General features: G+C 63.3%; 28 protein-coding genes. 9 read left to right on the top strand and 19 right to left on the bottom strand.

From position 1 onward, the window contains the following. Positions 1-38: 38 nt before the first annotated feature. The 7 genes from panD to AC1MBU_RS15320 all read left to right on the top strand — a co-directional run bounded on the left by panD (position 39) and on the right by AC1MBU_RS15320 (position 8,033). The gene (panD, locus tag AC1MBU_RS15290; protein WP_277357391.1) at positions 39-467 is read left to right on the top strand and encodes an aspartate 1-decarboxylase; all 429 of its coding nucleotides are present in this window, start codon (positions 39-41) and stop codon (positions 465-467) included. Between the two features lie 208 nt (positions 468-675). After that, positions 676-2,001, top strand: coding sequence for an extracellular solute-binding protein (locus tag AC1MBU_RS15295; protein WP_479787852.1), 1,326 nt, complete (start codon positions 676-678; stop codon positions 1,999-2,001). A gap of 29 nt (positions 2,002-2,030) precedes the next feature. Beyond that, a complete protein-coding gene (locus AC1MBU_RS15300; protein ID WP_056546506.1) occupies positions 2,031-2,963 on the top strand; it encodes a carbohydrate ABC transporter permease in 933 nt (310 codons plus the stop codon). Then, entirely contained in the window at positions 2,960-3,805 is an 846-nt protein-coding gene (locus tag AC1MBU_RS15305; RefSeq protein WP_056544451.1) for a carbohydrate ABC transporter permease, read from the top strand. Before AC1MBU_RS15300 ends, AC1MBU_RS15305 begins: the two co-directional genes overlap by 4 nt. 44 nt (positions 3,806-3,849) lie before the next feature. After that, positions 3,850-5,157, top strand: a complete 1,308-nt coding sequence (locus tag AC1MBU_RS15310) for an ABC transporter ATP-binding protein (RefSeq protein WP_056544454.1) — start codon at positions 3,850-3,852, stop codon at positions 5,155-5,157. Positions 5,158-5,278: 121 nt separating this feature from the next. Further along, complete coding sequence (locus AC1MBU_RS15315) at positions 5,279-7,018, top strand: helicase HerA-like domain-containing protein (protein WP_479787853.1); 1,740 nt, start codon at positions 5,279-5,281, stop codon at positions 7,016-7,018. 31 nt (positions 7,019-7,049) lie between these two features. Further along, complete coding sequence (locus tag AC1MBU_RS15320) at positions 7,050-8,033, top strand: hypothetical protein (RefSeq protein WP_479787855.1); 984 nt, start codon at positions 7,050-7,052, stop codon at positions 8,031-8,033. Here AC1MBU_RS15320 and AC1MBU_RS15325 read toward each other — a convergent pair. The 10 genes from AC1MBU_RS15325 to AC1MBU_RS15370 all read right to left on the bottom strand — a co-directional run bounded on the left by AC1MBU_RS15325 (position 8,030) and on the right by AC1MBU_RS15370 (position 16,584). Then, positions 8,030-10,039 (bottom strand): NHL domain-containing thioredoxin family protein, encoded by a 2,010-nt coding sequence (locus AC1MBU_RS15325; protein WP_479787856.1) that lies wholly within the window; start codon positions 10,037-10,039, stop codon positions 8,030-8,032. The genes AC1MBU_RS15320 and AC1MBU_RS15325 overlap by 4 nt on opposite strands. Then, a complete protein-coding gene (locus AC1MBU_RS15330; RefSeq protein ID WP_479787857.1) occupies positions 10,036-12,210 on the bottom strand; it encodes a bifunctional copper resistance protein CopD/cytochrome c oxidase assembly protein in 2,175 nt (724 codons plus the stop codon). The genes AC1MBU_RS15325 and AC1MBU_RS15330 overlap by 4 nt, the downstream gene beginning before the upstream one ends. 130 nt (positions 12,211-12,340) lie before the next feature. After that, complete coding sequence (locus tag AC1MBU_RS15335) at positions 12,341-12,631, bottom strand: HU family DNA-binding protein (protein ID WP_056544463.1); 291 nt, start codon at positions 12,629-12,631, stop codon at positions 12,341-12,343. Between the two features lie 258 nt (positions 12,632-12,889). Beyond that, positions 12,890-13,195 carry a 30S ribosomal protein S14 gene (gene rpsN / locus AC1MBU_RS15340; RefSeq protein WP_026545363.1) on the bottom strand — a complete coding sequence of 102 codons (306 nt, stop codon included), beginning with the start codon at positions 13,193-13,195 and terminating at the stop codon, positions 12,890-12,892. 2 nt (positions 13,196-13,197) lie between these two features. Further along, on the bottom strand, positions 13,198-13,365 hold the full coding sequence (gene rpmG, locus AC1MBU_RS15345; RefSeq protein ID WP_019481734.1) for a 50S ribosomal protein L33: 168 nt from the start codon (positions 13,363-13,365) through the stop codon (positions 13,198-13,200). Next, positions 13,365-13,601: a 50S ribosomal protein L28 gene (gene rpmB / locus AC1MBU_RS15350; protein ID WP_026545364.1), complete on the bottom strand. Its 237-nt coding sequence runs from the start codon at positions 13,599-13,601 to the stop codon at positions 13,365-13,367. Before rpmB ends, rpmG begins: the two co-directional genes overlap by 1 nt. A gap of 251 nt (positions 13,602-13,852) precedes the next feature. Continuing rightward, a complete protein-coding gene (locus tag AC1MBU_RS15355) occupies positions 13,853-14,992 on the bottom strand; it encodes a glucose-1-phosphate adenylyltransferase family protein (protein ID WP_471672156.1) in 1,140 nt (379 codons plus the stop codon). Further along, entirely contained in the window at positions 14,989-15,486 is a 498-nt protein-coding gene (locus tag AC1MBU_RS15360; protein WP_479787859.1) for a MarR family winged helix-turn-helix transcriptional regulator, read from the bottom strand. Before AC1MBU_RS15360 ends, AC1MBU_RS15355 begins: the two co-directional genes overlap by 4 nt. A 28-nt stretch (positions 15,487-15,514) precedes the next feature. Continuing rightward, on the bottom strand, positions 15,515-16,318 hold the full coding sequence (locus tag AC1MBU_RS15365) for an SGNH/GDSL hydrolase family protein (RefSeq protein ID WP_479787860.1): 804 nt from the start codon (positions 16,316-16,318) through the stop codon (positions 15,515-15,517). Between the two features lie 5 nt (positions 16,319-16,323). After that, a complete protein-coding gene (locus tag AC1MBU_RS15370; protein WP_479787862.1) occupies positions 16,324-16,584 on the bottom strand; it encodes a hypothetical protein in 261 nt (86 codons plus the stop codon). Between the two features lie 109 nt (positions 16,585-16,693). On the opposite strand from AC1MBU_RS15370, the gene AC1MBU_RS15375 reads away from it, so the two are divergent. Then, positions 16,694-17,704 carry a diacylglycerol/lipid kinase family protein gene (locus tag AC1MBU_RS15375; protein WP_479787864.1) on the top strand — a complete coding sequence of 337 codons (1,011 nt, stop codon included), beginning with the start codon at positions 16,694-16,696 and terminating at the stop codon, positions 17,702-17,704. A gap of 38 nt (positions 17,705-17,742) precedes the next feature. On the opposite strand, the gene AC1MBU_RS15380 is transcribed toward AC1MBU_RS15375, so the two are convergent. From AC1MBU_RS15380 to AC1MBU_RS15410, 7 genes are all read right to left on the bottom strand, one after another. Next, positions 17,743-18,888, bottom strand: a complete 1,146-nt coding sequence (locus tag AC1MBU_RS15380) for a siderophore-interacting protein (RefSeq protein ID WP_479787866.1) — start codon at positions 18,886-18,888, stop codon at positions 17,743-17,745. Beyond that, the gene (locus AC1MBU_RS15385) at positions 18,885-19,772 is read right to left on the bottom strand and encodes an ABC transporter ATP-binding protein (RefSeq protein WP_479787868.1); all 888 of its coding nucleotides are present in this window, start codon (positions 19,770-19,772) and stop codon (positions 18,885-18,887) included. Before AC1MBU_RS15385 ends, AC1MBU_RS15380 begins: the two co-directional genes overlap by 4 nt. 1 nt (position 19,773) lies before the next feature. Beyond that, positions 19,774-20,841: a FecCD family ABC transporter permease gene (locus tag AC1MBU_RS15390; RefSeq protein WP_479787870.1), complete on the bottom strand. Its 1,068-nt coding sequence runs from the start codon at positions 20,839-20,841 to the stop codon at positions 19,774-19,776. After that, on the bottom strand, positions 20,838-21,878 hold the full coding sequence (locus tag AC1MBU_RS15395) for a FecCD family ABC transporter permease (RefSeq protein ID WP_346027370.1): 1,041 nt from the start codon (positions 21,876-21,878) through the stop codon (positions 20,838-20,840). The genes AC1MBU_RS15390 and AC1MBU_RS15395 overlap by 4 nt, the downstream gene beginning before the upstream one ends. A 192-nt stretch (positions 21,879-22,070) precedes the next feature. Continuing rightward, positions 22,071-23,066 (bottom strand): glutathione S-transferase family protein, encoded by a 996-nt coding sequence (locus AC1MBU_RS15400; protein ID WP_056544484.1) that lies wholly within the window; start codon positions 23,064-23,066, stop codon positions 22,071-22,073. 9 nt (positions 23,067-23,075) lie between these two features. Further along, the gene (locus AC1MBU_RS15405; RefSeq protein WP_056544487.1) at positions 23,076-23,504 is read right to left on the bottom strand and encodes a four-helix bundle copper-binding protein; all 429 of its coding nucleotides are present in this window, start codon (positions 23,502-23,504) and stop codon (positions 23,076-23,078) included. Between the two features lie 2 nt (positions 23,505-23,506). Then, the gene (locus AC1MBU_RS15410; protein WP_277357402.1) at positions 23,507-24,607 is read right to left on the bottom strand and encodes a YihY/virulence factor BrkB family protein; all 1,101 of its coding nucleotides are present in this window, start codon (positions 24,605-24,607) and stop codon (positions 23,507-23,509) included. Positions 24,608-24,727: 120 nt separating this feature from the next. Between AC1MBU_RS15410 and AC1MBU_RS15415 the strand changes: the two genes are divergently transcribed. After that, on the top strand, positions 24,728-25,762 hold the full coding sequence (locus AC1MBU_RS15415; protein WP_277357403.1) for an NAD-dependent epimerase/dehydratase family protein: 1,035 nt from the start codon (positions 24,728-24,730) through the stop codon (positions 25,760-25,762). A 6-nt stretch (positions 25,763-25,768) separates the two neighbouring features. Here AC1MBU_RS15415 and AC1MBU_RS15420 read toward each other — a convergent pair whose 3' ends face one another. Both AC1MBU_RS15420 and AC1MBU_RS15425 read right to left on the bottom strand, forming a co-directional pair. Beyond that, positions 25,769-26,173 carry a DUF7793 family protein gene (locus tag AC1MBU_RS15420; RefSeq protein WP_346027372.1) on the bottom strand — a complete coding sequence of 135 codons (405 nt, stop codon included), beginning with the start codon at positions 26,171-26,173 and terminating at the stop codon, positions 25,769-25,771. A gap of 38 nt (positions 26,174-26,211) precedes the next feature. Continuing rightward, entirely contained in the window at positions 26,212-26,589 is a 378-nt protein-coding gene (locus tag AC1MBU_RS15425; protein WP_479787876.1) for a DUF7793 family protein, read from the bottom strand. Positions 26,590-26,603 lie beyond the last annotated feature (14 nt).

The raw sequence follows: 26,603 nt of genomic DNA on the forward strand, positions 1-26,603 counted from the left end.
CATCGCAGCGAAACGCGGGCCAGCGTAGACTTGAGGCGATGAATCGCACAATGTTCAAGTCCAAGATCCACCGCGCTACGGTCACCCACGCGGATCTTCACTACGTGGGTTCTGTCACTGTTGACCTTGACCTGCTGGAAGCAGCAGACATCCTGCCCGGTGAGATGGTGTCCATTGTGGACGTCACCAACGGTGCACGTCTGGAGACTTACACCATTGCCGGAGAACGCGGTTCCGGCGTCCTCGGTATCAACGGGCCGGCGGCCCATCTGGTGCATGAGGGGGACACGGTTATTCTCATCACTTACGCAGCGATGACCACCGAAGAGGCACACTCCTATGTGCCCACCATCGTGCACGTGGATACAACCAACCGGATTATCGAACTGGGCAATGACCCTGCCGAAGGGCTTACCGAGGGCTTGCAGCGACCCCCCTTCGCCCTGAATAACGCCGCGCTGCTCTAGGTCTCCTTTCTCAAAGCGCTTCCAGTGGTCCCGCAGAATCTGCGGGACCACCTTTGTTTTTACGCTTCGATATCGGCTTGGCAACGGATCCTAGCGAATTTGTCCCTGAGGGCTTAGTGTCAGAAAGGCAAGGCTGCTTTCTTTCCTTTGACCGGCACAGGTTCTCAGGATCGGAGCGGACCAGACTCGAGGTGGAGGCGAGGTACGCATGCCGGGAAATCGCAGGATCAAGCAGCAGAAAAAGCGGATACGGAGGCGTTCGGGTGCCGTTGCGGCAACCACGCTCGGGCTTGCTTCACTTCTCCTCAGTGGATGCGGACCAGCGGAATCAGGCGTCCCCACGCTCACCTGGTATATCAACCCGGACGCCGGCGGACAGGCCGCGATTGCGGAGCGCTGTACTGAACAGGCAAACGGTGAATACCGGATCGAAACCTCGCTACTGCCCAATGATGCGGCTGCCCAGCGCGAGCAACTGGCACGCCGGCTGGCCGCGAATGATGACTCCCTGGACATCATGAGCATCGACCCACCGTTCGTCCCTGAGCTGGCAACGTTCCTCGCTCCCGTACCCGAAGGGGTCGCTGAGCGCACCACCGAAAACACGTTGGAAGGCGCACTGCAGGGAGCAATGTACAAGGATGAGCTGGTAACGGTTCCGTTCTGGGCCAATACGCAGATCCTCTGGTACCGCGAGTCCGTCGCTGAGGAAGCCGGTCTCGACATGTCGCAGCCGGTCACCTGGGACCAGCTGATGGACGTTGCCGCTGAGCTGGACGTCGAGCTTGGCGTCCAGGGCTCACAGGCCGAATCGATGACCGTATGGATCAACTCCCTCATCGAGTCAGCCGGTGGAACCATCCTCGAAACTCCGGAAGCACCCGCAGATGAGATTGAGTTGGGCCTTGTCAGTGAGGCAGGGCGTGAGGCTGCCCGCATCATCGGGACAATCGGCGATCAGGAGCTGGGCGGACCGGGGCTGGCAACATCCACCGAGAACACTTCACTGAACCTCTTCCAGGGCGAGTCCGGTTCCTTCATGGTCAACTACCCCTTCGTCTGGCCTGCCACGCAGTCCGCAGTAGAGGGAGGCTCGCTTGATCAGGCAGTGCTCGATGACATCGGGTGGGCGCTATACCCACGGGTTTACGAGGACCAGGAAACTGCTCCCCCGCTGGGCGGAATCAACCTCGGCGTCGGGGCGGACAGTGACAACCCTGAACTGGCGTACAAGGCGATCGAATGCATCGTTCAGCCCGAGAACCAGACCGAGTACTTCCTGACCAACGGCAACCCGCCGTCCAACTCGGAATCCTACGAGGATCCCCGGATCGAGGAACAGTTCCCCATGGCTGAGACCATCCGCCAGTCACTGGAACTCGCAGCACCGCGGCCGCAGACCCCGTTCTACAACGAAATTTCCACCGGCCTCCAGCAGACCTGGACACCGCCGGATGAAGTGGAGCCGGAAACCACTCCGGAGGAATCGGCGGAATTCATTACCGCCGTGCTGAGAGGGGAGAGGCTGCTGTGACCAGCGCAATCACCAAGAACCCGCGGGCCATGAAGTCCGACGACGGCCCTCACAACGATTACAGCGACCGGGCAAAGGCTGAGCGACGCCTGGGGTGGTTACTCGCCGGTCCTGCCTTCATCATCATGCTGGCGGTCACCCTCTACCCGATCATCCAGGCGTTCTTCGATTCGCTGTATGCCTTCCGGTTGACGGCTCCCGACGAGCGCGAGTTCATCTTCCTGCAGAACTACGTGACCATCCTGGGTGATCCCGTGTGGTGGCGGGATCTGGCAGTCACCTCACTGATCACGGTGGTGACGGTCGCCGTCGAACTTGTCCTCGGCTTTGCCCTTGCCCTGGTGATGCACCGGGCGCTGAAAGCCGTCCGGGGTTGGCTCCGTACCGCCATCCTGGTGCCCTACGGAATCATCACCGTGGTCTCGGCCTACGCGTGGTTCTACGCATTCGACATCAGTTCCGGATATGTGAACTCGTGGTTTGACTGGGTACCGGGCATCGATCAGGACCTGAACTGGTTTGCACAGGCCAGCACGGCTCTGCCGGTCATCATGGCCTCGGAGATCTGGAAGACCACACCGTTCATCTCCCTCCTCCTGTTGGCCGGACTGGCGCAGGTGCCTGATGAACTGACGGAAGCCGCCAAAGTTGACGGCGCCACCTGGTGGGAGCAGATGCGCAAGGTCATCATCCCGAACATGAAGGCGGCCATCATGGTTGCGGTCCTCTTCCGGGCGCTGGACGCGTTCCGAATATTCGACAACGTGTTCATCATGACAAACGGCCAGTACGGAACCGAGGTGCTTTCCCTCCTCGCCTACCGAACCTCCATCAGTAGGTTGGAGATTGGCCTCGGATCAGCTGTGTCAGTACTCCTGTTCGCCTGTGTCCTGCTGATCAGCTTCATTGCGATCAAGGTATTCAAGGTGGACCTGAGCGGATCAACAGGAGGAAAGCGATGAAGTCGACTGGCCGCGAAAAGCTCATCTGGACGATTATCTCGATTGCAGTTCTCATCTATGCCTTGTTTCCCGTGGCATCGATCTTCGCTACCTCGTTCAAGGCACCCGGGGATCTGACCAACGGGAACTTCCTTCCCACGCCGGGCTTGGCCACACTGGACAATTACGAACAGATTCTGGTGGGAGACGCTCAGGGCCTCTTCCTCTCCGCGCTGCGGAATTCGATCGGAATCTCGCTGATTGCAACCTTCATCGCAGTTGTGCTGGCCACACTGTGCGCCTACGCCATTGCGCGTCTTGACTTCCCCGGCAAGAAACTCATCCTGACGACGGCGCTGGCAGTCTCAATCTTCCCGGTCATCTCGATCGTCACCCCGCTGTTCAACCTGTGGCGGAACATCGGTCTGTATGACACCTGGCTCGGGCTGATCATCCCCTACCTGTCACTCACGCTCCCGATTTCCATCTGGACGCTGGCGGCCTTCTTCCGCCAGATCCCCTGGGAACTGGAGCAAGCCGCACAGGTGGACGGCGCCACGACCTGGCAAGCGTTCCGCAAGGCAATTGTTCCGCTCGCCGCACCCGGCGTCTTTACGACGGCGATCATCGCCTTCTTCATCGCGTGGAACGACTTCGTGTATGGCATATCGCTGACCTCGACGGAAGCAGCGCGCCCCGTGCCCGCGGCGCTTGCGTTTTTCACCGGGGCCTCGCAGTTCGAGTCCCCCACCGGCGCGATCTCCGCGGCGGCAATCATCGTGACCATTCCGGTTGTGCTGCTGGTCCTGCTGTTCCAGCGGCAGATCGTCTCAGGCCTGACCCAGGGCGCAGTCAAGGGTTGAGTACCAAACACATCTTGAGCAACTGAAAGAAGAGGAACCAGAACATGGCTTCGATAAGGCTGAAGAACCTCGTCAAGAAGTATGGGGACGGGTTTCCCGCCGTCAATGACATCAGTATCGACATCGAGGACGGCGAATTCATCATCCTCGTTGGCCCTTCGGGCTGCGGCAAGTCAACCCTGCTGCGCATGATCGTAGGGCTCGAGGACATCACGTCCGGCGATCTCTACATCAATGACGAACGGGTCAATTCGAAGGCTCCCCGTGACCGGAACCTGGCCATGGTGTTCCAGAACTACGCGCTCTATCCGCACCTGACGGTGTATGAGAACATCGCTTTCCCGCTGCGCCTCGCCAAGGGCAAGCACAGCGAGGAAGAGGTGGACCGTCTGGTGACCGGGGCAGCCGAAACCCTCGAACTGACCGATCATCTGCAGCGCAAGCCCGCCAACCTCTCCGGCGGCCAGCGGCAGCGCGTCGCCATGGGCAGGGCCATCGTCCGGCAGGCAGATGCGTTCCTGTTCGACGAGCCGCTCTCCAACCTCGACGCCAAGCTTCGCGGGCAGATGCGCTCCGAGATTTCGCAGATGCAGCGGCGGCTGGGAACCACATCGGTCTACGTCACCCATGACCAGACCGAAGCCATGACCCTCGGGGACCGCGTGGCTGTCCTGAAGAAGGGTGAGCTCCAGCAGATCGCCTCGCCTCGGGAACTGTACGAACAGCCCGTCAATCTCTTTGTTGCAGGGTTCATTGGCTCCCCATCGATGAACTTCCTTCCGGCCACCATCGAAGGCGGCAAACTCCAGACCGCGCTCGGTGCGTTGGATATTCCTGCGGACCGCGCAGCGAAGGCAGAAGGCCGCAAGGTGGTCCTTGTGGGCGTCCGTCCGGAGTTCTTTGAGGACGCCAAGCTCGTGGATGAGGCGAAGAAGCCGCACGGTTCCACGTTCACGGCAACTCTCACCCATACGGAGTGGCTCGGTAATGAGCAGTATGGCTACATCAATTTCGATCCCGCCCCCGAAGTACGCGAACTCCTGAATAACCTCGCACGCGAGATGGATGCCGACGAGCTGCGGCCGCAGGTTGTGGTCACCCTCGACGCCGCAAGCCGCATCCGTGGCGGCCGCGAGTCGGAAATCTGGTTGGATACCCGCAAGCTGCATCTGTTTGACGCTGAGACCGGCGAGAATCTGACCCGCGATGCCGAGGCGGGAGCAGCGCTGACCGCGGAAGCGAGTGAGGAGCGGGCCGAAGAGATCGAGAATGCCCGTCAGGCCGAGAGCGCCCAGCACGAGCAGAGCGCTGTCACCGGAAGGAGCGGCGGCAGCCACGCGGCTGCGAGCTGATACGGGGACTGACGCGCAACCCGGCATCGACACGGAACCGATTGACACCGACACCGACACCGACTGAAGACAACCCGCCGCACGGCCTCCCTGGCCCGCGGCGGGTTGTACGCTGAGCATCATGGCGAGCAAAGAGGCGAAGCACACCCCGGCCCAGCACCTCGAACAGATTAGGGCCGGCTACACGTTCGATGAGCCGTCCATCCAACTGGGTGCGGCAATCGTCGACAGCGATGTGCATGCGGAAGCCGCCGTCCGGCTGCCGTTGGCCATGATGAATCGCCACGGGCTGGTATCCGGCGCCACCGGGACCGGCAAGACCATCACACTGCAGGTCATCGCCGAACAGCTGAGCGCCCACGGCGTTCCGGTCTTCCTCGCTGACATCAAGGGAGATCTCACCGGGCTATCGACCCCGGGCACTGGCGCCGAGAAGCTGCTCAAACGCACCCAGTCAGTTGGTCAATCCTGGGCTGCCCAAAGCTTCCCGGTAGAGTACTTCTCGCTTGGCGGAGACGGCGTGGGTGTTCCCATCCGGGCGACAATCTCCGACTTCGGCCCCTTGCTCCTGGCCAGGGTACTGGACCTGAACGAGACGCAGGAGTCCAGTCTGCAGCTCGTATTCCATTACGCCGACAAGGCAGACCTCGAGCTGTTCAACCTCGCTGACCTGCGCGCGGTCATCTCCTTCCTCGTCTCCGACGACGGTAAGGACGCACTGGAGAACCTCGGCGGTCTCTCGAAAGCGACCGCGGGAGTGATTCTGCGCGAGCTCATCACCCTTGAAGCCCAGGGCATGGACCGGTTCTTCGGTGAGCCGGAATTCGACACGGCCGATCTCCTCCGCTCGGATGCCGAAGGGCGCGGAATCATCAGTTGCCTGGAACTGCCCACGCTGCAGCAGAAACCGCAACTGTTCTCCACCTTCCTCATGTGGCTGGTCGCAGATCTCTTCGCGGACCTCCCCGAGGTTGGGGACATCGACAAGCCGAAGCTCGTCTTCTTCCTCGACGAGGCACACCTTCTCTTCAACGGCGCCTCGAAGGCTTTCCTGCAATCCATCCAGACCACCGTCCGGTTGATCCGATCCAAAGGCGTCGGTATCTTCTTCGTCACCCAGACACCGCGTGACGTGCCTGCGGAGGTGCTGGGCCAGCTTGCCAACCGGGTGCAGCACGCGCTTCGCGCTTTCACGCCCGATGACGCGAAGGCCCTCAAATCCACGGTTTCCACCTTCCCCATCAGCCCTTACGACCTCGAAGAAGTTCTCACATCAGCCGGCATCGGCGAGGCTGTGGTCACCGTCATGAATGAGAAGGGCGCTCCCACACCAGTAGCTTGGACGAGGATGTTCTCGCCGCAGTCCACCATGGGGCCATCCCCGGCAGGAGTAGTCGAGGGCATAGTGACAGCCTCGCCGCTCCTGGCGGACTACGGCACACCCATCGACAGCCATTCCGCCTTCGAGAAGCTCTCTGCATCCGAACCGGCGTCCACAAACATTCCTGCAGAATCGGGAACAACAGAACCGGGAACTGCAGAACCGCGGACGACGGCGGCTCCCCCTCCGGTCGGTACTCCGCCTCGCGGCCGCCCCTCCCAAGCTGAGATTGATGCCGAGGCACGCCGGATCGAGGAAGACATCCTAGGCCGGCCCAGTAGCCGTCCGCCGACCACCCGCCGGGAGCAACCGGCTCCTGAGAACGGCCGGGCTCATCCTCCTGCTGCGCCCGCCGGGCAAAAGCAGCAGGAAAAGAACGAAATGATGGACTTCGCGCTCAAGACTGCGGGCACCATCGGTGTTGAACTGGTTCGCGGGCTTTTTGCTACGCAACGGAGGCGCCGCCGTCGTCGTTGGTAGGTCCGGCACCGCCATTGGGTAACGTAAGAGGGTGCATTCGCCCCGCCTGATCCGAGTCCTGGCCGCCTGGCTGCTCGGGCTCATGCTCGCGGTCGCCGCGGCGATCGTCACGGTGACCCTGGTCAACACCCACATGTTCGGCCCGCACCAGCAGGTGGAAAGCTACCTCGAGGCGCTCCGCCAGGGCGAGGGAGAACGGGCACTGGGGCTGTTGAATGCGACTGCTCCTGACGCAAATGCGGCGCTCCTTGACGGGCCTGCCCTGCAGCGAGCTACGCAGGGTGTAGAGAATGTCGAGGTGGGTACGCCGCAACCGGCGGGCGAAAACCGCGTTGAAATTGGCGTCTCCTACACCGTCAATGACACCGCGCACACCACCACGTTCCTCCTTGAGAAGACCGGCACTGAGTGGCTGTTCTTCAACCGGTGGGAGTTTGTCCCCTCAACCCTGCCCACACTGGAAGTGTCGGTCATCAACCAGAACGAGGCCACACTCAACGGCACGCGGGTGCTGATGCCCGAAGGACGCAACCGGTTTGCGGCCTTCTACCCCACCGAAGTGGAAGCCCACTACACAAGCGAACACTTCGCTGCGCCGGCCCAGACAGCCGCCGTCACCGGCCGTCAGCAGACGCCGGTCACCCTGAATCTCGCCACGGCAGCAACGCCGGCACTGACCGAGGCTGTGACCGCCCAGCTGAAGACGTTCCTCGACACGTGCGCCAAGCAGACCGTGTTCCAACCGGCCAACTGCCCGTTTGGTTTCGAAACCGGGAACCGGGTAGCCGGGCCCATCACCTGGTCCATCACGGAATACCCGGAAGTACGCATTGAACCCTTCAACGGCGACTGGGTGATTTCTCCGCTCACCGGCACTGTGCTGCTGGAGACGAGCCTGCAGGACCTCTTTACGGGCATCATTGAACCCGTCAGCGTGCCGCAGGAGTTCGGCTTCACCGCGCGCCTCGCCGTTACCGACGAGGACATCACCGTGACCCCCGTGGTGGAGTACTAGTCCAGCCCCCGCAGATCGAGCGTCAGTTCGGTTTCACCGGTGGAATCGAAGGTCACCGGGATTCCCCAGTCCTGCTGGTAGAGGTGGCACGCGGCATGGTCCGGTATGTCGCCGCCGGGCTCACCGTCACAGGCCGCAGCACGCGCGGTGATGTGCAGGACGCCCTCGGGAACATCACCGGAGAGCACCAGACGACGTGTCAGGCCCACTCCGGTCCCCGCACCTGACACCAGGAGGGACTCCGGCGACGAGGAGATCTTGAGCTGCGTCGGATCTCCCCACCGGTCGTCGAGCTTCTGGCCCTTCGGCGCACTGAACCGGACTGTTACGCCGAAGTCCCCTGCAGCCACGGCCGTTTTGGGCCGCTGCGTCTGCGAGGCACCCTCATCCACCGCAAGAGCCTCCCTGGGAATCGGAAGCCGCACGAGCTGGTGCTTGTTCGCCTCGACAACAATGAGCAGCGGTTCACCGCCTGATTCCAGCGGCGCCTGGTCAACAAGTACGTCAGAGGGCTCGGCCAATCCGCGCATGAGCGTGGAAACCTCACGGGTTGCCGGATCATACCGGCGGATAGCCCCGTTGTAGGTGTCGGCAATAGCAACCGACCCGTCCGGAAGGGCGGTGACACCGAGCGGGTGCTGGAGGCGGGCCTGCCCGGCCTCACCGTCGCGGAACCCGAAGTCGAACAACCCGGTACCGATGGCCGACTGCACCTGCGTCCGGCTCCTGCCGTTGACCGTCAGGAAGCTCAGGACCCGCAGTGCGGAGGTTTCCGAATCAGCGACCCAGATGTTTCCGTGCGCATCTTCAGCCAGCCCGGAGGACTGGGCAAACCAGGCAGCAGACGAATCACCGTCCAGCAGGCCCTCAAGCCCGGTGCCCGCGAGGATGTCCACAGCGTGGGTGAGCGGATCGAACGCGAAAATCTGGTGGGTGCCCGCCATGGCCACGACAACCCGTTCCAGGGTGGTGGACCAGATGACATCCCACGGCGAAGACAACGAGACTGCGAGGGCGTCCGTACCGAGGAACGTGTCCTCCAGCCGCGGCGCGGCGTCCTCCGGTATGTCAGCGGCGTCACCACCGAGATCATGGGAGACCTCCTGCAGCTCCGCCGGGCGGGCCTTGACCTGGTTGCCGGCATCGAGCAGTCGCTGGACACCGTTGCCCGCGATAGTGGTCACCGTACCGGTTTGAAGCGACACCGCGCGCAGCCGGTGGTTCACGGTGTCCGCAATTACGACGTCGTAACCCACCTTCCGCGCGATCGGTGCCGGAAGGAGGGCAAGGCCCTGCGGTTCATTGAACTGGGCATCGCCCGGACCGCCGTCTGCAAAACCGCGTGTGCCGGAGCCGATGGTGCGCCGCACGGTCTCGAGATCAGCCTCAAGTTCCACCAGCCGGTGGTGGCCGCTGTCCCCCACCAGGAAGGTGTTGGTAGCAGGCAGTGCAAGTACCTTGCCCGGGAAGCGGAGATTGCCGGCGGTCGGTTCAGCGGGCACGTACGGACCGTCGCCGCGGTGCAGGGTGCCCTTCGCCTCGTGCTCGGCCACCAGTTCCTCAACGAGGGACTCCAGTCCCGCCGCGTGCCCCTCGCCGGACAGGTGGGCAACGATATAACCTTCCGGATCGATGACCACCAGAGTGGGCCAGGCGCGGGCGGTGTAGGCCTGCCAGGTGTCCAGTTCCGGGTCATCGAGGACCGGGTGGTGAATCTCGTAGCGCTCGACTGCCGCCGCGAGGGCAACGGGATCCGCCTCATGCTCAAACTTGGGCGAGTGGACGCCCACGGTGACGAAAACATCCGAGTACTTTTCCTCGAGCGGCCGAAGCTCATCGAGCACATGGAGGCAGTTGATGCAGCAGAAGGTCCAGAAATCCAGCAGGACAATCTTCCCGCGCAGATCCTCAAGCTTGAGCTGTTTGCCCCCGGTGTTTAGCCAGTTCCGGCCGACGAGTTCTGAAGCGCGAACGCGGTAGTCGACGCGAAGCGAAGTTTCGGTCATTCAGGGTCTCCTGTGGGGGTTGTGCGCTGTCCTGCGGGAGGGTCGTGTGGCCCACTGGCTCTCGAGGACCCGGTGCGGTCCCGCTCTGCCAGTGAGGCGAACATGTTGTTATAAGCCGACAGCTCGGCATTGTTATTCCGATCAGCGGCCCGGTCCGTGCGCCGCGACTCCTTAGCATCGCTCCGGGACCACATCACGGCCACGCCGATCGCCAGGAGGAGAGTCGGGATTTCACCGATGCCCCAGGTCACTGCACCGCCGATCTGCTGGTCCGCAAGCGCCGACGGCCCCCATTCCCTGCCCATGTTTCCGAACCAGGACGCCTGCAGCAGCGAGGTGCCGCCGGTGAGTGCAACACCGAAGAAAGCGTGGAAAGCCATGGTGGCGAAAAGGAGTACCAGCCGCAGCGGGTAGGGTGCACGGCGTGGGATCGGGTCTGTGCCGATCATCGTCAGCACGAAGATGTACCCGGTGAGCAGGAAGTGCAGGTTCATGAGTTCATGGCCCACATGCTCGCGCAGGGCAAAGCCGAACAGCGGCGAATAGTAGAAGATCACGATGGACCCGGCGAAGTTCGCCGCTGCGAACAGCGGATGGGTGACGAGCGCCGAGAACTTCGAGTGGACGATCACGAGGATCCATTCACGGATGCCCCTGCTGCCGTCTCCGCGGGGTGTGAGCGCCTTCAGTGCAAGCGTGACGGGTGCGCCGATCACCAGGAACAGCGGAACCACCATGGTGAGCGCCATGTGGTCGATCATGTGAGCGCTGAAGAGCACCATGCCGTACACGGCGGGAGCTCCGGAGGTGAAGTACGTCAGCGCGATCAGCCCGATGAACCAGGAAACGAGCCGGAGCACCGGCCAGGAATCACCGCGGCGGTGCAGTTTCATCACGCCCAGAATGTAGGCAACAGCAACAGTGACGGTGAAGGCGATCCACAGCCAGTCGGGGCGCCACTCGGTGAGCCAGCGCATCGGCGTCGGCTCCGGAGGCAGCTCGTAGCCGGTGAGGATGCGCGCAGGGGTGGCGTCAGGCTGCAATTCTTCGGAGCGCGGCGGCGCCGTCCTCGCCAGCGCAACGGCAACACCGGAAACGGCACCCATAATCACAAGCTCGACGGCGATGAGCTGCCACAGCACGCGTCGGGCTGACATGTTGGTATCCAGCTGCGGAATGATCCACTGCCGGTGCATCAGTCCGATACCACCGAGGAGAATGGTGGCGATCGCCTTGAAGGTCACCAGCAGCCCCCATTCGGAGCCGAGCTGGGAGAGGCTGCCGATGCGCAGGCTCGCGTTGATGATGCCCGAGAGGAAGACCAGCGCGAAGGCGAAGCCGGCAAGCGAGGAGAAGCGCTTCAGCACCGTCGTCGTCTGGGGTCCAAGCTTGCCGCCGATCGCGGCAAGGACAATGATCCCGCCTACCCACAGGCAAACGCCCACGAGGTGCAGCGCGATGGAGTTGATCGCGGCATAGTGGTCATCGCCGCCCGCTGAGTGGCCGATCAGGGCCATGGGAACCAGGCCGCCGATCGACAGCACGAGCGTGAGTGCAAGCCATAGGCTTGACCGCGCGCCGAAGGTCATGGTGGCAACCACTGCCGCGATCATGGTGGTGGACAGCCAGGCCCGCCCGGTGTCGAAGTCCGTCAGGTAGGAGGCCAGGCCCTGGGTGTACGCGGGATCGCTGCTGAGGGGCAGCCCCGCAGCATCCGAGTAGGTCAGCACCAGGACTGCCAGCGCCGAAAGAGTCCAGGCGACAGCTGCCCAGGACGCGAGCGCCATGACCCTGGCGAAAGCGGGAGTCTCGTCAGCGTCCGGGCTGGGATCATTTCCGCGGGGGTCGCCCGCACGGCTGGAGCGGCTGGATCCGCTGCCCCGGCGGACGTGACGCGGCAGGATCACCACTGCGAAGACAAGGGAGCCGATGACCGCGGCGACGGAGACGTTGTGGAGTGCCTTTGACACAGGCAGGCCCCACCGTGTGAGTACGCCCGGGTCGCTCAGCTGGCGTGGTGCTGCTGCTCCGGAGAACGCGAGCGCAAGCATCACCGCGAGAAGAACTGTTACTCCTGCGGCGATCACCCAGCCCGGCTTGACGCCTCGCTCACCGGTGGCACCGGCGCTGCCGTGCTTCGACTGGTTCGTTGTTGTGGCCACGCTTCCCATTGTCTACCCGCAGTAGAACAACGGCCAACTAAGGTGGTTTGGCGCACGGACGGTGAAACTGGCTGTTCCCTGGGTTAAACGAAGCGAGGGCTGCCACCGGTTGGTGACAGCCCTCGAATCAGCCGACTGACTACTTGACGGCAGCCTTGAGCTTGGAGCCGGCGGTGAGCTTGACGCTGCTGCCTGCTGCAATCTCGATGGTTTCACCCGTCTGGGGGTTGCGGCCGGTGCGTGCTGCACGCTCGGTGCGCTCGACTGCCAACCAGCCCGGGATGGTGACCTTGACGTCGTTCTTGGCGGAGGAAGCGAGAACGTCGAACAGGGCATCCAGCACGCTGTTCACGGCAGTCTGGCTGGTGTCAGCCTTCGCTGCTACCTCGGCCACCAGTTCGCTGCGGTTCTTGGTCTCTTTCTTAGCCAATGTATGTCCTCCTGGACCTCGTACGGATTATTCAGAACCTCACCGTTCTGGCGAAGCTTCTGGAGGAAAACCTACCAGCTTCAATCGCAAAGTCCCGCAGATTAGGGGACTTTTGCCCGGTTTTTGGCCTTATTCAGGCCAATTCCACGCACCGAGACGGCCTCTGAGGATGGACCGGTCCGCTTAAAGCACTCAGGACAGCGACCGGAGTCGCCGTCCTGAGTTGTACTTCAACGGGGCAGTCTCAGCCCTGGCTGCTTACCAGCTGGACTTGGTTACACCGGGCAGTTCGCCGCGGTGCGCCATGTCACGGAAGCGAACACGCGAGATGCCGAACTTCTGGAGGGTGCCGCGGGGGCGTCCGTCAATCTGGTCGCGGTTACGCAGGCGAACCGGCGAAGCGTTGCGGGGCAGCTTCTGCAGGCCGAGGCGTGCGGCCTCACGTGCCTCGTCCGTTGCGTTTTCATCAACAAGGGTCTTCTTGAGCTCGAGGCGCTTGGCAGCGTAGCGCTCAACAATGACCTTGCGCTGCTCGTTACGAGCAATCTTTGACTTCTTAGCCATGTTTAGCGCTCCTCTCGGAATTCAACGTGCTTGCGGATCTTGGGGTCATACTTCATCAGAACCATGCGGTCCGGGTCGTTACGGCGGTTCTTGCGGGTCACATAGGTGTACCCGGTGCCGGCCGTGGACTTCAGCTTGATGATCGGACGTACGTCTTTGTCCTTTGCCATTAGAGCTTCACTCCCCGCGCCTGGATCTCGGCGACGACGGCGTCAATACCGCGCACGTCGATGGTCTTGATGCCACGGGCTGAAACCTGCAGCGTTACGTTGCGGCGCAGGGACGGAACCCAGTAGCGCTTCTTCTGAATGTTCGGGTCGAACCTGCGCTTGGTGCGCCGGTGCGAGTGCGAGATGCTGTGCCCGAAGCCCGGCTCGGCCCCAGTCACTTGGCAGTGAGCTGCCATGACGATCCTCCAAATGTTGAATAAAGCAGGTGAACAGACAGTTCCACCTGCCGTGGAATGCGTTCAGGGACGTCACCGTCATGACGGTCAAAAGACCGCCGGATGTTCGCGATAAGAGCGCAACCTGAGCCCCTAACTACCGGCCTTCGGAAGAAGAAATCTCCCGCCAGCCGGAGCAATTGCGCACGCTCCGCCACCTGATGCCCTTCTATTCTAGGAGGGAGCAGGCATTAAGACCAATCGCGGGAGCCTCAGCTGCCGTCCGACTCGTCCGGGCGCGTCGCGTTTCCATCGACGTCAACGACGGTGATCGCGTCCGATTCCCCGAGCTCCTGGCCGTGAGCAACCTGGGCGTTGGCATCGACAATGGTCCAGCGCAGCACCGCACCGGCGGCAATGTGGGCACCATTCAGCACCACCGAATGCTCGACGACGGCGCCCTCCTCCACCACTGCGTCCGGCCCGATCACGCTGTGCCGGACGTTTCCGGAGATAGTGGCACCCGGGGAGATGAGGCTTGATCCCACCTGCGCGGTATCAGTGATGAAAGCAGGCAGGCGGCGCGGGCTGGCGCTCAGGATCGGCCACGCGGGATCATCGAATGCCAGACCGTCCCCAGCGAGCAGGTCCATGTGTGCACGGTGGTAGTTCTTCGGTGTGCCGAGGTCCAGCCAATAGGACTCGAGGCGATGCTCGGCGACGGTGAAGTGCTCCACCAGATGCGGGATGAGCTGGTCACCGTAGTCCTTCAGCTCGCCGTCGCGCTGGTGCAGTTCGGCCAGCGTGTCCAGCAGCACGTCCGTGGAATAGAGGAAGATCTCCGCCGCCACCACATCGGTGCGGGGTTCCTCGGGCTTGTACTGGAATCCTGTGACCCTGCCGTTCTCCACCTCCGCTACACCATGTTGGGAGGCATCGCCGTCGAACTGCGTGGTGACCATCGTGAGGACAGCACCGGTCTCCTGATGGGTTTTCACCACGTCGCGGTAGTCGAGCTGGTAGAGGTGGTCTGCACTGAGTACAAGCACCAGATCCGGATTGAATTCGCGGATGAATTCCGCCTGCCGGTAGAGGCCGTCCGCATTGCCCGCTGCGAACCCCTCGCCGTGGTCCCCCTGAAAGGGCGGTAACACCCGCAGACCGCCGTTGGTGCGGTCGAGGTCCCAGGGGCGGCCGTTCGCGAGGTGGTCGTTGATGGACTTCGGCTGGTATTGCTCCACCACCCAGACATCCGAGATGTGACTGTGGTGGAGGTTGGACAGCGGGATGTCGATCAGCCGATAGGTTCCGCCCACCGGAACCACGGGCTTGGCCTTGCCGTCCGTCAGCGCACCCAACCTCCCGCCGGTACCGCCGGCGAGGATGATGGCCAGGACAGACGGCTCCGTCATGCCGATCCCACGGGCTGCGATTGCTTGAGGATCCAATGCGTCTCAACGAGCCGCGCGAGGATCTTCTTGCCCACCCGCTCGAGATCCGCGATATCCCGCTCATCAAGCCCGTCGAAGACCAGCCGGCGGACGTGCTCGACGTGCTCGAGCGCCAGTTCCTGCAGGTTGGTGAGCCCCTCGGCCGTGATGGTGGCTGTGGTGACCCGGAGGTCACGGGTGCTTTGGCTCCGCTGCACCCAACCGCGGTTCTCCAGTTTGGTGACCACATGACTCAACCGTGACAGCGAGGCATTGGAACGGCCCGCGAGTTCGCTCATGGGAAGTGTGCGCTCCTCAGCCTCGGACAGCATGGCAAGGACGTGATAGTCGAACAGAGTCACCCGGGCACGGCGGTTTAGGTCTGCGTCCAGCGTGCCCGGCAACAGCGTAGCCACCCCGTAGAGGGCAAGCCATGCCTGTCTTTCCGCGGGATTCAACCAGCGCGCGCCTGTCATGGTTCCCATTCTTTCAGAAGCGCCGCCGTCACGGGGACGTGGTTTCCTTTGTCCACACCGGATGGGTCAGCTCGGGATACTTCACGGTCACAGTGTCTCCGGAAGACTGCCCGCGCAGCCGCCTGCCCACCCAGGGCCCCAGGTAATCGCGGGCCCAGAGCGCGTCCGTCCGGAGCTGGGCGAGGCGGGTTGCTGCAGGCCGCGCTTCAAGCTCGGGAACCTCGATGCTGTGTGCGGCTTTCAGGACTTCCAGAACCCGGGCTGCCATCAGCGTGTGGCCGGCTGCGGCCATGTGCATTCGGTCCACGTCCCAGTACCCCCAGTTCTGGAATTCCCGCATCCGCCAGTAGTCCACGATCTCGGCATCATGCCGGTCAGCGATTTCACGGACGAGTTCGTTGTAGATCGCAGTCCGGCCCCGGGTCTTGGCGAAGACTGCTGATTTCGACGAGTCGAACCCCGTGAACAGCACCACCGCGGCACCGCTGGCGCGCAGGCGGGCGATTCCGGCGTCGTACTCTGCCAACAGTGCGTCGAGATCAATGGAGGGCCGCAGGATGTCATTGGCGCCGGCGTAGATGGTCACCAGCGTGGGCTTGAGCGCAAGCGCCGCATCCACCTGCTCACCGAGGATCTGCCGCATCTTGCGGCCGCGGATGGCGAGGTTGGCGTAGCCCCAGAACGGGTCGGCGAGAATCAGCTGCTCGGCGACGCGGTCAGCCCATCCCCGCACGCCATTGGGACTGCGTGGGTCCCAGTCCCCCACGCCTTCAGTGAACGAGTCCCCGAGTGCGATATACCGGTGGGTAAAAGGGGTGGTTTCTTCGCCCAATTCTCTTAGTCCTCTTTCCTGGAGTCGCTTGTCATGGAATCGCTTCCGGAATCATTGTCCGAGTTCTTCTGCTGGTGCTCGGCGTCGTACTCGTGCTGGGTGTGGTGCTCGGTCTCCCCATAGGCGCCGTTGAAGCCGGTGGTGCTGCCCGTAGGGCGTGTATTCGAAGGGTCAGGGAAGGTGGGAGACCCGCCGAAGGGGTTGCCCTCCTGCCCGCCGTTCTCCTGTTCCCTGGCTTCGCCTGCGCTGGACTGGTCCTGAGTCATGGCTCCTCCTTCTGTTTTGCCCACCCAGCATAGTCCCGCGCGGCCACGCGTACACGTGACAGCCGCAGACGCTAAGCTCGGGAACAAACCCCTCGTCAGGAGAAAACCTATGACTTCCTTGCCGGATACCGAGTCTGAACAGCAGCGCACTCCTGAAGCCGAAGGCCAGCCGGAATCCCGGATCAGGCGCGCAGCCCTGATTCTCAATCCAGTCAAGCCCACCGACGAGGATATCCGGGCGATTGTCACCGAGCTGAGCCTCGAACAGGGCTGGGCGGAACCCCTGTTCCTGGAGACCACCGAGGATGACCCGGGCCACGGCCAGGCGCAGGAAGCGCTGAAGGCGGGAGTCGACGTCGTTATTGCAGCCGGCGGCGATGGCACCGTCCGGTGCGTGGCGGAAGAGCTGGCAGGCACCGCGACGGCACTTGGCCTGCTGCCGCTGGGCACCGGCAACCTCCTTGCACGCAACCTCGATATCGACGTCGATGATCCCCGTGGAGCCGTCGAAGCTGCGCTCGGAGGTACGGAGCGGATGATCGACGTTGTGCATGTGAACGTCGATAGGGCTCAGGACGCGCACGTTTTTCTGGTCATGGCCGGGCTGGGCTTTGACGCGGCGGTGATGGCGGATACCCGGGATGACCTGAAGGACAAGGTGGGCTGGCTTGCCTATGTCGACGCCGGCATCCGGAACCTTCCCGGAAAGCCGTCCAAGGTTTCCATCTCAATTGACGGCGGCAAGCGTGTCACCCGCCGCCTGCGCAGCGTCATGGGCGGAAACTGCGGCAAGATCATGGGCGGGCTGGAAATCTTCCCGGGCGCGAAACTCAATGACGGACTGCTGGACATCATGACCATTGCGCCGAGCGGAAAGTTAGGCTGGTTTGCTGTACTCGGCAAGCTCCTTGCGCGTGGAAAGGGCAAGGACCCCTCACTCGAGTACTTCCAGTGCAAAACTGCCGAGGTGGAGTCTGAGACCCCGCTGGAAATCGAGCTGGACGGAGACTCCCTGGGCAAGGGCACACACATGGCTTTCCGGGTGGAGCCGAATTCCCTGAGGCTGCGGATGCCCTACGGGAAGAAGGACCCGGCGATCCTCGCCGATCCGACGCCGTAGGGCGCTTTAGCCCTCGGCTTGGGTAGCGCCCGTGTGTACTAGCCCTCGGCTTTGCCCTGGCGCCAGTAGCCCATGAACGCGACCTGCTTGCGGTCGATGCCGACGTCGCGCACCAGGTAACGGCGCAGGCCGCGCACCACCGCTGCTTCGCCCGCGATCCACGCGTAAAAGGGCAATGCGCCGGAGGGCTTGTCCGGGTTGAGGGAGCCGCCAAGGGCAGCTGCGTCCAGGAGTTGCGGGGTCTCCCACAGGATGGTCTTGTCGACGTCGATGTCCTCCGGTTCCGGCCCGGCTGCACGCTCCGGTCCGCCCGCCCTGCCGGCTGCTGCAGCGAGCGCCTGGCCGGACGGGGTGTCACTTCCGAGGCTGACGCGGAACGGCGCGGACAGGGATACCCAGCCCGGAACCCTGACGGCCTGCCGGACGGCGGCGTCGAGCAGTTCACCGTGCGGCCGGCCGCCACGCACCAGCCAGCTGATGCCTACCCCGGACCTGGTCTGGATGTCCTGGCAGTCCGAGCCATGCGGAACCTCCAGGAAAGCGTGACCCTTGATGTCCTTCGGCAGCGACTCGAGGATGGCGCTGATCGCCGGGACAGCGGTCTCATCGCCTGCAAGCAATACATTCTGGGCCAGCCCCGGACGCCACTCGATACCTCCGTAGGCGCCGGCAGTGGAGCAGCTTGCGGCATGGATGTTCGGCCCGATCAGCCACACCCGGTCCCCCGGTTCAGCCGCAGCGGCCCACTGGGAAGCCGGTCCGCCGTTGCCGGCTGCATCGAAGTGCATCACGAAGTCGACGTCCAGCTCGGGAGTCTCCTGATCACAGCGGGAATCACGGACCGTGTAGGTGCGCATGTCACCGCGTTCTGACGGCTCAAGGGACAGCCACTGCTGGTACCAGCCGCTGCCCTCGCCGTCCATCAGGGCCCCCAGATCGGCACACGCGCCGTTGGCCGGCGGAATCATTACCTTGATACGCAGGTCCAGGGTAGAACCCTGCACACCGAAATCCGACAGGCAAGCCCCGCCGAAGGTGATGCGCCGGAAGTTCGAACTGATGCGCTCCACGCGGTTCACCACCACGTTGAAGGCGCGGACAGCCGGGATGACCGCCTGATTCCCGGCGGAAGTCTTTGACGGTGCCGCCGCGCTGCGGTTACGGCGGGTACTGACTTCTGTCACGATGCTGCCTCCATTGTCAGTGCGGGTAGCCCGTCCTGCGGGTTCGCTAAAAAACCCGCGATGCCATCCCGGGTGGTTTCTGTGGTTACGTTTTTCGGTGCTGAGTGGTGCCGCCCCAGGGGCACCACCATGGGAGTACCCGAGACGGGATCAGGAATGACGCGGGATTCCAGACCGAAGACGTCCGCCACGGTCGCCTCCGTAACAACCTCTGACGGCGGTCCCTCGGCAACAATCCGGCCGTCCTTCATTGCGATGAGGTGATCCGCGTACCGTGCAGCGAGGTTGAGGTCATGCAGCACAATGGCGACCGTTGTGCCGGCACTGCGGTTCAGGTCAGTGATGAGGTCGAGGACTTCCACCTGATGCGCCACGTCGAGGAAGGTGGTGGGCTCGTCAAGCAGCAGGATGTCGGTCTGCTGCGCCAGCGCCATCGCAATCCAGACACGCTGGCGTTGACCGCCGGACAGCTCGTCGACGTTGCGGTCAGCCAGTTCAATAGTGTCGGTGACGCGCAGCGCGGAGGCGACCGCGGCGTCGTCGTCCGTGTTCCATTGGCGGAACCAGCCCTGGTGGGGGTAGCGGCCGCGGCCCACCAGATCCACTACGGCGATGCCGTCCGGCGCGATCGGCGTCTGTGGAAGCAGGCCAAGGGTCTTCGCCACTGAACGGGTGGAGAGCGAATGGATGTCCTTGCCGTCCAGCAGCACAGTGCCGGCCGCCGGCTTGAGCAGCCGCGCCAGGCCGCGCAGGAGCGTGGACTTGCCGCATGCGTTCGCCCCGACGATGACGGTGACCTTCCCTGCCGGCAGTTCCACCGTCAGGTCTTCAACTACCCGGCGGTTGTCATACGCAAGGGTCAGATTTTCAGCGTTCAACCTCATGTCAGCCTCCCTGGCCTGAGCGGTTGGATGTAGCGAGCAGCCAGAGGAGGAACGGGGCGCCGAGGACGCCCGTAATTACTCCGACCGGCAGGGAGACACCCGGAATCAGGTTGGCACCCAGAAAATCTCCCGCGAGGACAAGCACGGCCCCGACCAGCGCGGCAGTCACCAGCGGGCGGTAGCCGCCGAGGAAACGCCGCGCGATCGGCCCGGAGAGGAACGCGATGAAGGCAACCGGTCCGGCTGCCGCCGTCGCAACCGCCGCCAGAAGTACGCCGGTGACAATGAGGGCCAGCCGTGAGCGCTCCACGTTCACGCCCAGGCCGGCTGCGGTGTCATCCCCCAGTTCCAGCCCGCGCAGCGAACGGGACAGTACGACGACGGCGGGCGTCAGGACCGCCAACGCAAGGAACAGTATGGTCACCCGGTCCCAGTTGCTCGAGTTGAGCGAGCCATTGAGCCACGTGAGTGCATCTGATGCAACCCTGATGTCGGTGCGCGTCAGCAGGAAGCTGACCACTGACTGCAGGACCGCTGAGAACCCGATACCCACCAGAATGAGCCGATAGCCGGCCACCGCGCCGCGCCGGGACAGGAAGTAGATGGCCAGGGCAACAGCGAGTGCTCCGGCCATCGCGAAACCGGACAGCACCAGGCCGGAAGCACCGAGGAACGCGATTGCGAAGACAGCTGACGCGCTGGCTCCGTAACTGATCCCGATGATGTCCGGGCTGGCGAGCGGGTTGCGCAGCATTGTCTGGAACACCGCACCGGCCACCCCGAAGGCGCCGCCGATCATGATGCCGATCAAAACACGCGGGATCCGGTTCTCCATCACGATGAAGCTGGCGCCCGGGATGTCGGCGCCTGCCACGATGCGGAAGAAGTCGGGGATGGTTACGGTGTAGCGGCCCAGCAGGAGCGTGACGGCGCTGAGCGCAACGACAAGGAATGCCAGTGCACCGATTTTCACCATGCGCCGGATGCGCAGGTGGCGGCGATTCGGGAGAACCAAAGTCTCGTTACCCGTACGTTCAGCGGTGGGGGTGCGGCGGGTGGCGAGGCTCATAGCTCGGCCATCTTCCGGCGCCGCACCAGCCAGATGAACACCGGAGCGCCGATGACAGCCGTGAGGATGCCAACCTGCACCTCGCCGGGAGGAAGGATGACGCGGCCAAGGATATCCGCGGACAACAGCAGAACCGGCGCCAGCATCATTGAGAAGGGCAGGATCCACCGGTAGTCAGGACCCGAGAACGAGCGCACCATGTGCGGGATGACCAGCCCGATGAAGCCGATCGGGCCGGCAGCCGCGGTAGCGGCTCCACAGAGTACGACGACGCCGAGTGCCGTGAGAGCGCGGGCTAGGGTGACGTTCTGGCCGAGTCCGCGGGCAATGTCATCGCCGAGGGACAGGCTGTTCAGGACCTTGCCGGTGAGCAGGGTGAGTATGAATCCAAACGCGAGGAACGGCAGCACCGGAACGATAACGTCCCAGCCTCGGCCGGCAACGGAACCCACCTGCCAGAACCGGAACGTATCGAAGGTCTGCTGGCTGGAGACCAGCACTGCATTGAGCAGAGAGACCATGCCCGCGGAGAGCGCTGCACCGGCGAGGGCCAGTTTCACGGGAGTGGCGCCGTCGCGTCCCAGGCTCGCGATCGCGTAGACGAGGACCGCGGCAACTGCGGCGCCGAGGAAGGCGAACCAGATGTAGCCGGTGAAGTTGGTGACGCCGAAGACGAAAATGCCGAGCACGACGGCGAGCGCTGCGCCGGAGTTGACGCCGAGGATACCGGGATCAGCGAGGGGGTTTCGGGCAACGCCCTGCATGGCTGCACCGGCCAGTCCGAGCGCGGCTCCGGCGAGCAGGCCCACGATGGTCCGCGGGATGCGGGAGGCCACCACGGCGTGGTCTCCGTTGGCAGGGTCGAAGGCGGTGAGTGCCTGGACCAGGGTTTCCATGCTGATCGGCCGGGCTCCGATCGCCAGGGACGCAGCACTGGCGACGACGAGGAGGACAATGGCAGCGATGAGCTTCGGGCCACGTGCTGATGTGCGCTGCGGGCGGAGAACGGCCGAGGAGGCAGGCGCATCGAGTGCCATGCATGCCTCCTTGAGCCAACACCTGAATTCGCCGGACGATCACCGGAACGGACTTAAGTAAGGCTAGCCTATGCATGGCTGGATTAGGAAACGGTTATGTTCCCTATTTCTGGAAACATAACCCGGAAATTTTGTGCAGCTCCGGTGAGCCCAACGGCTGCCGGACTCACCAGAGCTGCACAAAATTTCCTGTCAGGGAGCAGCGGTCGGCGCGGTTCCGCGCCCGAACGGGCTGCCGCCCAGGCGTTCGCGCTGGTGCTCGCTGTGCCAGTTCTCCAGGGAGGGACCCTTCGGCACGATCTGCGTGGGATTGATGTCCTCATGCACGATGTAATAGTGCTTCTTGATCTGCTCGAAGTCGATGGTGTCTCCGAAGCCCGGCGTCTGGAAGAGGTCCCGCGCGTATCCCCACAATGCGGACATCTCGGTCAGTTTGTTCCGGTTGCACTTGAAGTGCCCGTGATAGACAGGGTCGAAGCGCACCAGGGTGGTGAAGAGCCGCACATCGGCTTCGGTGATTGAATCGCCGACGAGGTAGCGCTGGTTGGTCAGACGCTCCTCAAGCCAGTCCAGCGCCGCGAAGAGACGGTCATAGGCATCGTTATACGCCTCCTGCGAGCCGGCGAAACCGCACCGGTACACGCCGTTGTTGACCTCGGTGAACACCCGCTTGTTGACGGTGTCGATCTCTTCACGCAGCTCCTCCGGGTAGAGCTCCGGAGCTCCCTCGCGGTGGTATTCCTTCCACTCAGTAGAGAAGTCCAGGGTGATCTGCGGGAAGTTATTGGTGACCACGGCGCCGGTAGGGACATCGACAATCGCGGGCACGGTAATGCCGCGCGGGTAATCCGGGTCCCGTTTGAAGTACGCCTCCTGGAGCCGCTCGATCCCGAGCACCGGATCCTTGCCGTCCGGATCAAGATCGAACGTCCAGGAGCGTTTGTCATGCGTAGGCCCGGGCGTTCCAAGCGAGATAGCTTCCTCGAGCCCGAGGAGCCGGCGCACGATGATTGCCCGGTTGGCCCAGGGGCAGGCGCGGGCGGCGATGAGCCGGTAACGGCCTGGTTCCACCGCAAAACCGTCGGCACCGTCCCGTGTGATCCGCGTTTCGATGTAGGCCGTATCCCGCTTGAATTCCTTGCCGGAGTCCACGTACGCGCCCTTCGTGCTGTGTTCGGATTCGCTCATGGTGCCACCCTAGTGGCTGGATTCGCCGCTGGAGCGCAGTTTCTCGAGCAGCGTCGAGCAGGCAGCTTCGCAGCGGCGGCAAGCCTCCGCGCAGATCTTGCAGTGATCGTGCATGGAGGCGTGCCGCTCGCATTCCTCGGCGCAGTTCCGGCAGGCCTGCAGGCACGCCTCGAGCAGCGGCGCCAGCACGGCGGGATGGTGGCCACCCTGGCGCTGGAGCATCCGGGCAGTGGCCAGGCAGATGTCAGCGCAATCCTGGTCCGTTCGGATGCAGTGCCGAAGGTCAGCAATACCCTCCTCGCCGAGACACGCGTCTGCACAGCTGCCGCAGGATGCCACACAGTCCAGGCATGCCTCAATGGCGATTGCGAGGTCTCCGGCCTCCAGATGCCCGGAGGGGTGCGGGTGGGCGATGATCATGTCTGCAATGTGCGTCATGGCTAGCTCCTTGTCCGGGCATCGCGATCGCGTCCGTACTTCTGGCGCAGTTCGCGACCCTTGTCTACCAGTTCGATCTGCTTGTCGCGCTTCTTCTCTGCGGCCTTGGTGTCCCGTGGAGGAAGTTGCACTGTTTCTTCTGCCTCGATTCCCGCCTGCAGTTCGCGGCCGCGCTCCAGTTCGGCATCGAACTCCGCTCCGAAGAGCAAGGAGAGGTTCGCCAACCACAGCCACAGCAGGAAGATGATGACGCCGGCAATGGCGCCGTAAGTCTCCTGATAGCTGCCGAAGTTGGACACGTAGAAAGAGAAAGCCAGCGTTGTGAGAGCAAGCACCAGAAGCGCGATGAGTGACCCGATACTCACCCATTTGAATTTGGGCTGCTGCAAGTTTGGCGTCGCGTAGTACAGCACCGCGATCATCAGCACTGCGAAAAACACCATGACCGGCCACTTGGCGATGTTCCAGATAGTCAGGGCTGTTGAGCCGAGACCGATTGCGCCGCCGATTGCTTCGGCCACCGGCCCGGAGAGGATCAGCAGCAGCGCCATCAGGACCACCAGCAGCAGTACGACGACGGTGATCAGCAGCATGACCGGACGCAGCTTCCAGAACGGGCGCCCTTCCTCAACCTCGTAGACCCGGTTCATTGCCCGCGAGAATGCGTTGACAAATCCCGAAGCCGACCACAGGGCGCCAAGAAGGCCGATGACGAACGTCAGGCCCGCGGTCTCCGACGAGGCCAACTGCGTAATGACGGGTTCAAGCGTGGTTTCGGCCTGCGACGAGACGTTCCCGAGAATGTTGAGCACGGTGTCCGTGGTGGTGCCGGCCTGTCCGAAGAACCCAAGAATGGAAACCAGCGCCAGCAATGCCGGGAAGATCGCCAGGACTGCGTAATACGTCAGTGCAGCGGCTAGGTCCGTGCACTGGTCCTTGCCGAACTCGCTGACGGTCCGTTTGAAAACGTAACCCCAGGCCGGCTTGGCAAGGTCAGTCGGTGCGTCCGGTTTTCGCGAGTCATCAGGGTGGGGGCTCGAGGCTGCCTTGGCTTGCGTGGCTTCCTCCGCCGAATCCGCTTTCGCGGGATCTTTAGTGGTCACGTTTCTACCTCCGGTTCAGAATTGCCTACACCAACCGAACCATAAGGATACTTACTATTGCAATAAGTGGTCGACCCTTTAGTGTGGGTTTCAGGCCGCACATCGATTGAAGGGTTCCACATGCGCATCGCTGTTATCGGGGCAACCGGCAACGTAGGGACGGCGCTCCTCCGCCGCCTTCAGCAGGCCCGGCTGGAAAACCCGGACATTGAGCTGGTTGGCATCTCCCGGAGGAAGCCTTCGCAGGACCATGCGCCCTACGGCGGCGTCGAGTGGCACACGGCCGACGTCGGCACTGACGCCGGGCGCGCAAGGCTTATCGACGCGCTGAAGGGGACTGACGCCGTCGTACATCTTGCCTGGGCCATCCAGCCCAACCGGGATGAGGAGGCGATGCACCGCACCAATGTGACCGGCACGGAAAACGCGCTGCATGCAGCCGCGGATGCCGGCGTACGGCACTTCGTCTGCGCATCCTCGGTGGGGGCGTACAGCCCTGCGCGCAAGGATCAGGTGGTGACTGAAGATTGGCCCACCGGCGGTATCGCAACGTCCCACTACAGCCGGCACAAGGCCGAGCAGGAGGCCCTGCTGGACGCGTTCGAACGGGACTTTCCGGAGATTCCTGTGGCGAGGGTGCGTCCCGGCCTCATTTTCCAGGCCGACGCCGGCGAGGAAATCGGGCGGTACTTCCTGGGGCCGCTCATCCCGAAAGCCATACTCAACAAGCTGAGCCTGCCGGTGTTGCCGATTCCCTCGGAGCTTGTGTTCCAGGCGGTGCACGCGGCGGATATGGCCGACGCCTACTGGCGGATTGTTGACCAGCGGGCTTCGGGGCCCTTCAACATTGCTGCGGATCCTATCCTGACGCCGCGTCTGCTGGGCGGCCTGCTGGGCGCGAAGCGCGTGTTCGATCTGCCGGTCCCCGTGCTGCGTGCGGTGGTGGCGGCGTCCTGGGCGCTGCACATCCAGGCGACTGATCCCGGGTGGATCGACATGGCCTCGCAGGCTCCGGTCATGAACACTGACCGGGCGCGCACGCTGCTCGGCTGGGAGCCTTCGCGGTCCTCGGTTGCGGCGATGCGCGAGGTGATTGACGGTCTGGCAGGTGGCGTGGGAGTGCACGGCTCCCCCAGCCTGCGTCCCGGTGGCTGACGGGCCTTATCCTCCGCCAGCGCCGAAGCCGTCCTCACCCTCGGAGGTGAGCCACTCGATCGCCTCCGCCTCATCGGTGAAGTACTGGCTGGGCGTGGCAGCGCGATAGTTGAAAGCGGTCATCACACGCGCCACCTCATCCGTTCCGAGGACCGCCGTACGGCTGGAGCACGTTTCCTCCAGCAGGAGGTTCCGGGCCGGCGCGCTTATCCCGTCGACGAGGTCAATGTGCACAAGCAGCGGACGCCTGCAGGAGGGCGAGACTGCCTCCACGGCCGTCACGCTCGCCTGCACGTCCCGCAGTTCCATGACTATTCCGGGGTTCCAGCACAGCCGAAGGAACGCGCCCTCGTCCGTCAGCTCGAAGCGCAGGCCGGCGTCGCGCAGATTGTCGTTGGAAATCGGTGCCATGATTCGGTTGTCCCCCAGCATTCACTGTCCCCCAGCATTTACATTTCAGATGTGTAGTGTCCCGGTGTCAGCAGCCAGTCAAGCGCGGCTTCCGGGTCAGAGAAATAACGCGTGGGGTATCGCGGACGGTGAACGCCGTCGAAGAACGCGGCAATCAGCCGGTCTACCGCTGTTGGTCCAACCAGTGCCAGCGCCTCCACGTTCAGGTGCTCAGCAAAGACAGTCTGCCCTGCGGCCTCCACCGAAACCATTGAGTTCAGGATCGCTAGCATCGGATCGCAGCGCCCCGGGTTCACTTCCTCCAGCCGATGAACCAGATCCAGTGCATCCTGCTCGGTGACCGTGATGCCCTCGTTCCACTCCACGCGGACACAGCCGTTCTCGAGGGCAAGGGTGAAACGGCGGCCAGACTCCACTCCGTTCAACCCCT

Source organism: Arthrobacter sp. PTI12, from assembly GCF_056679915.1.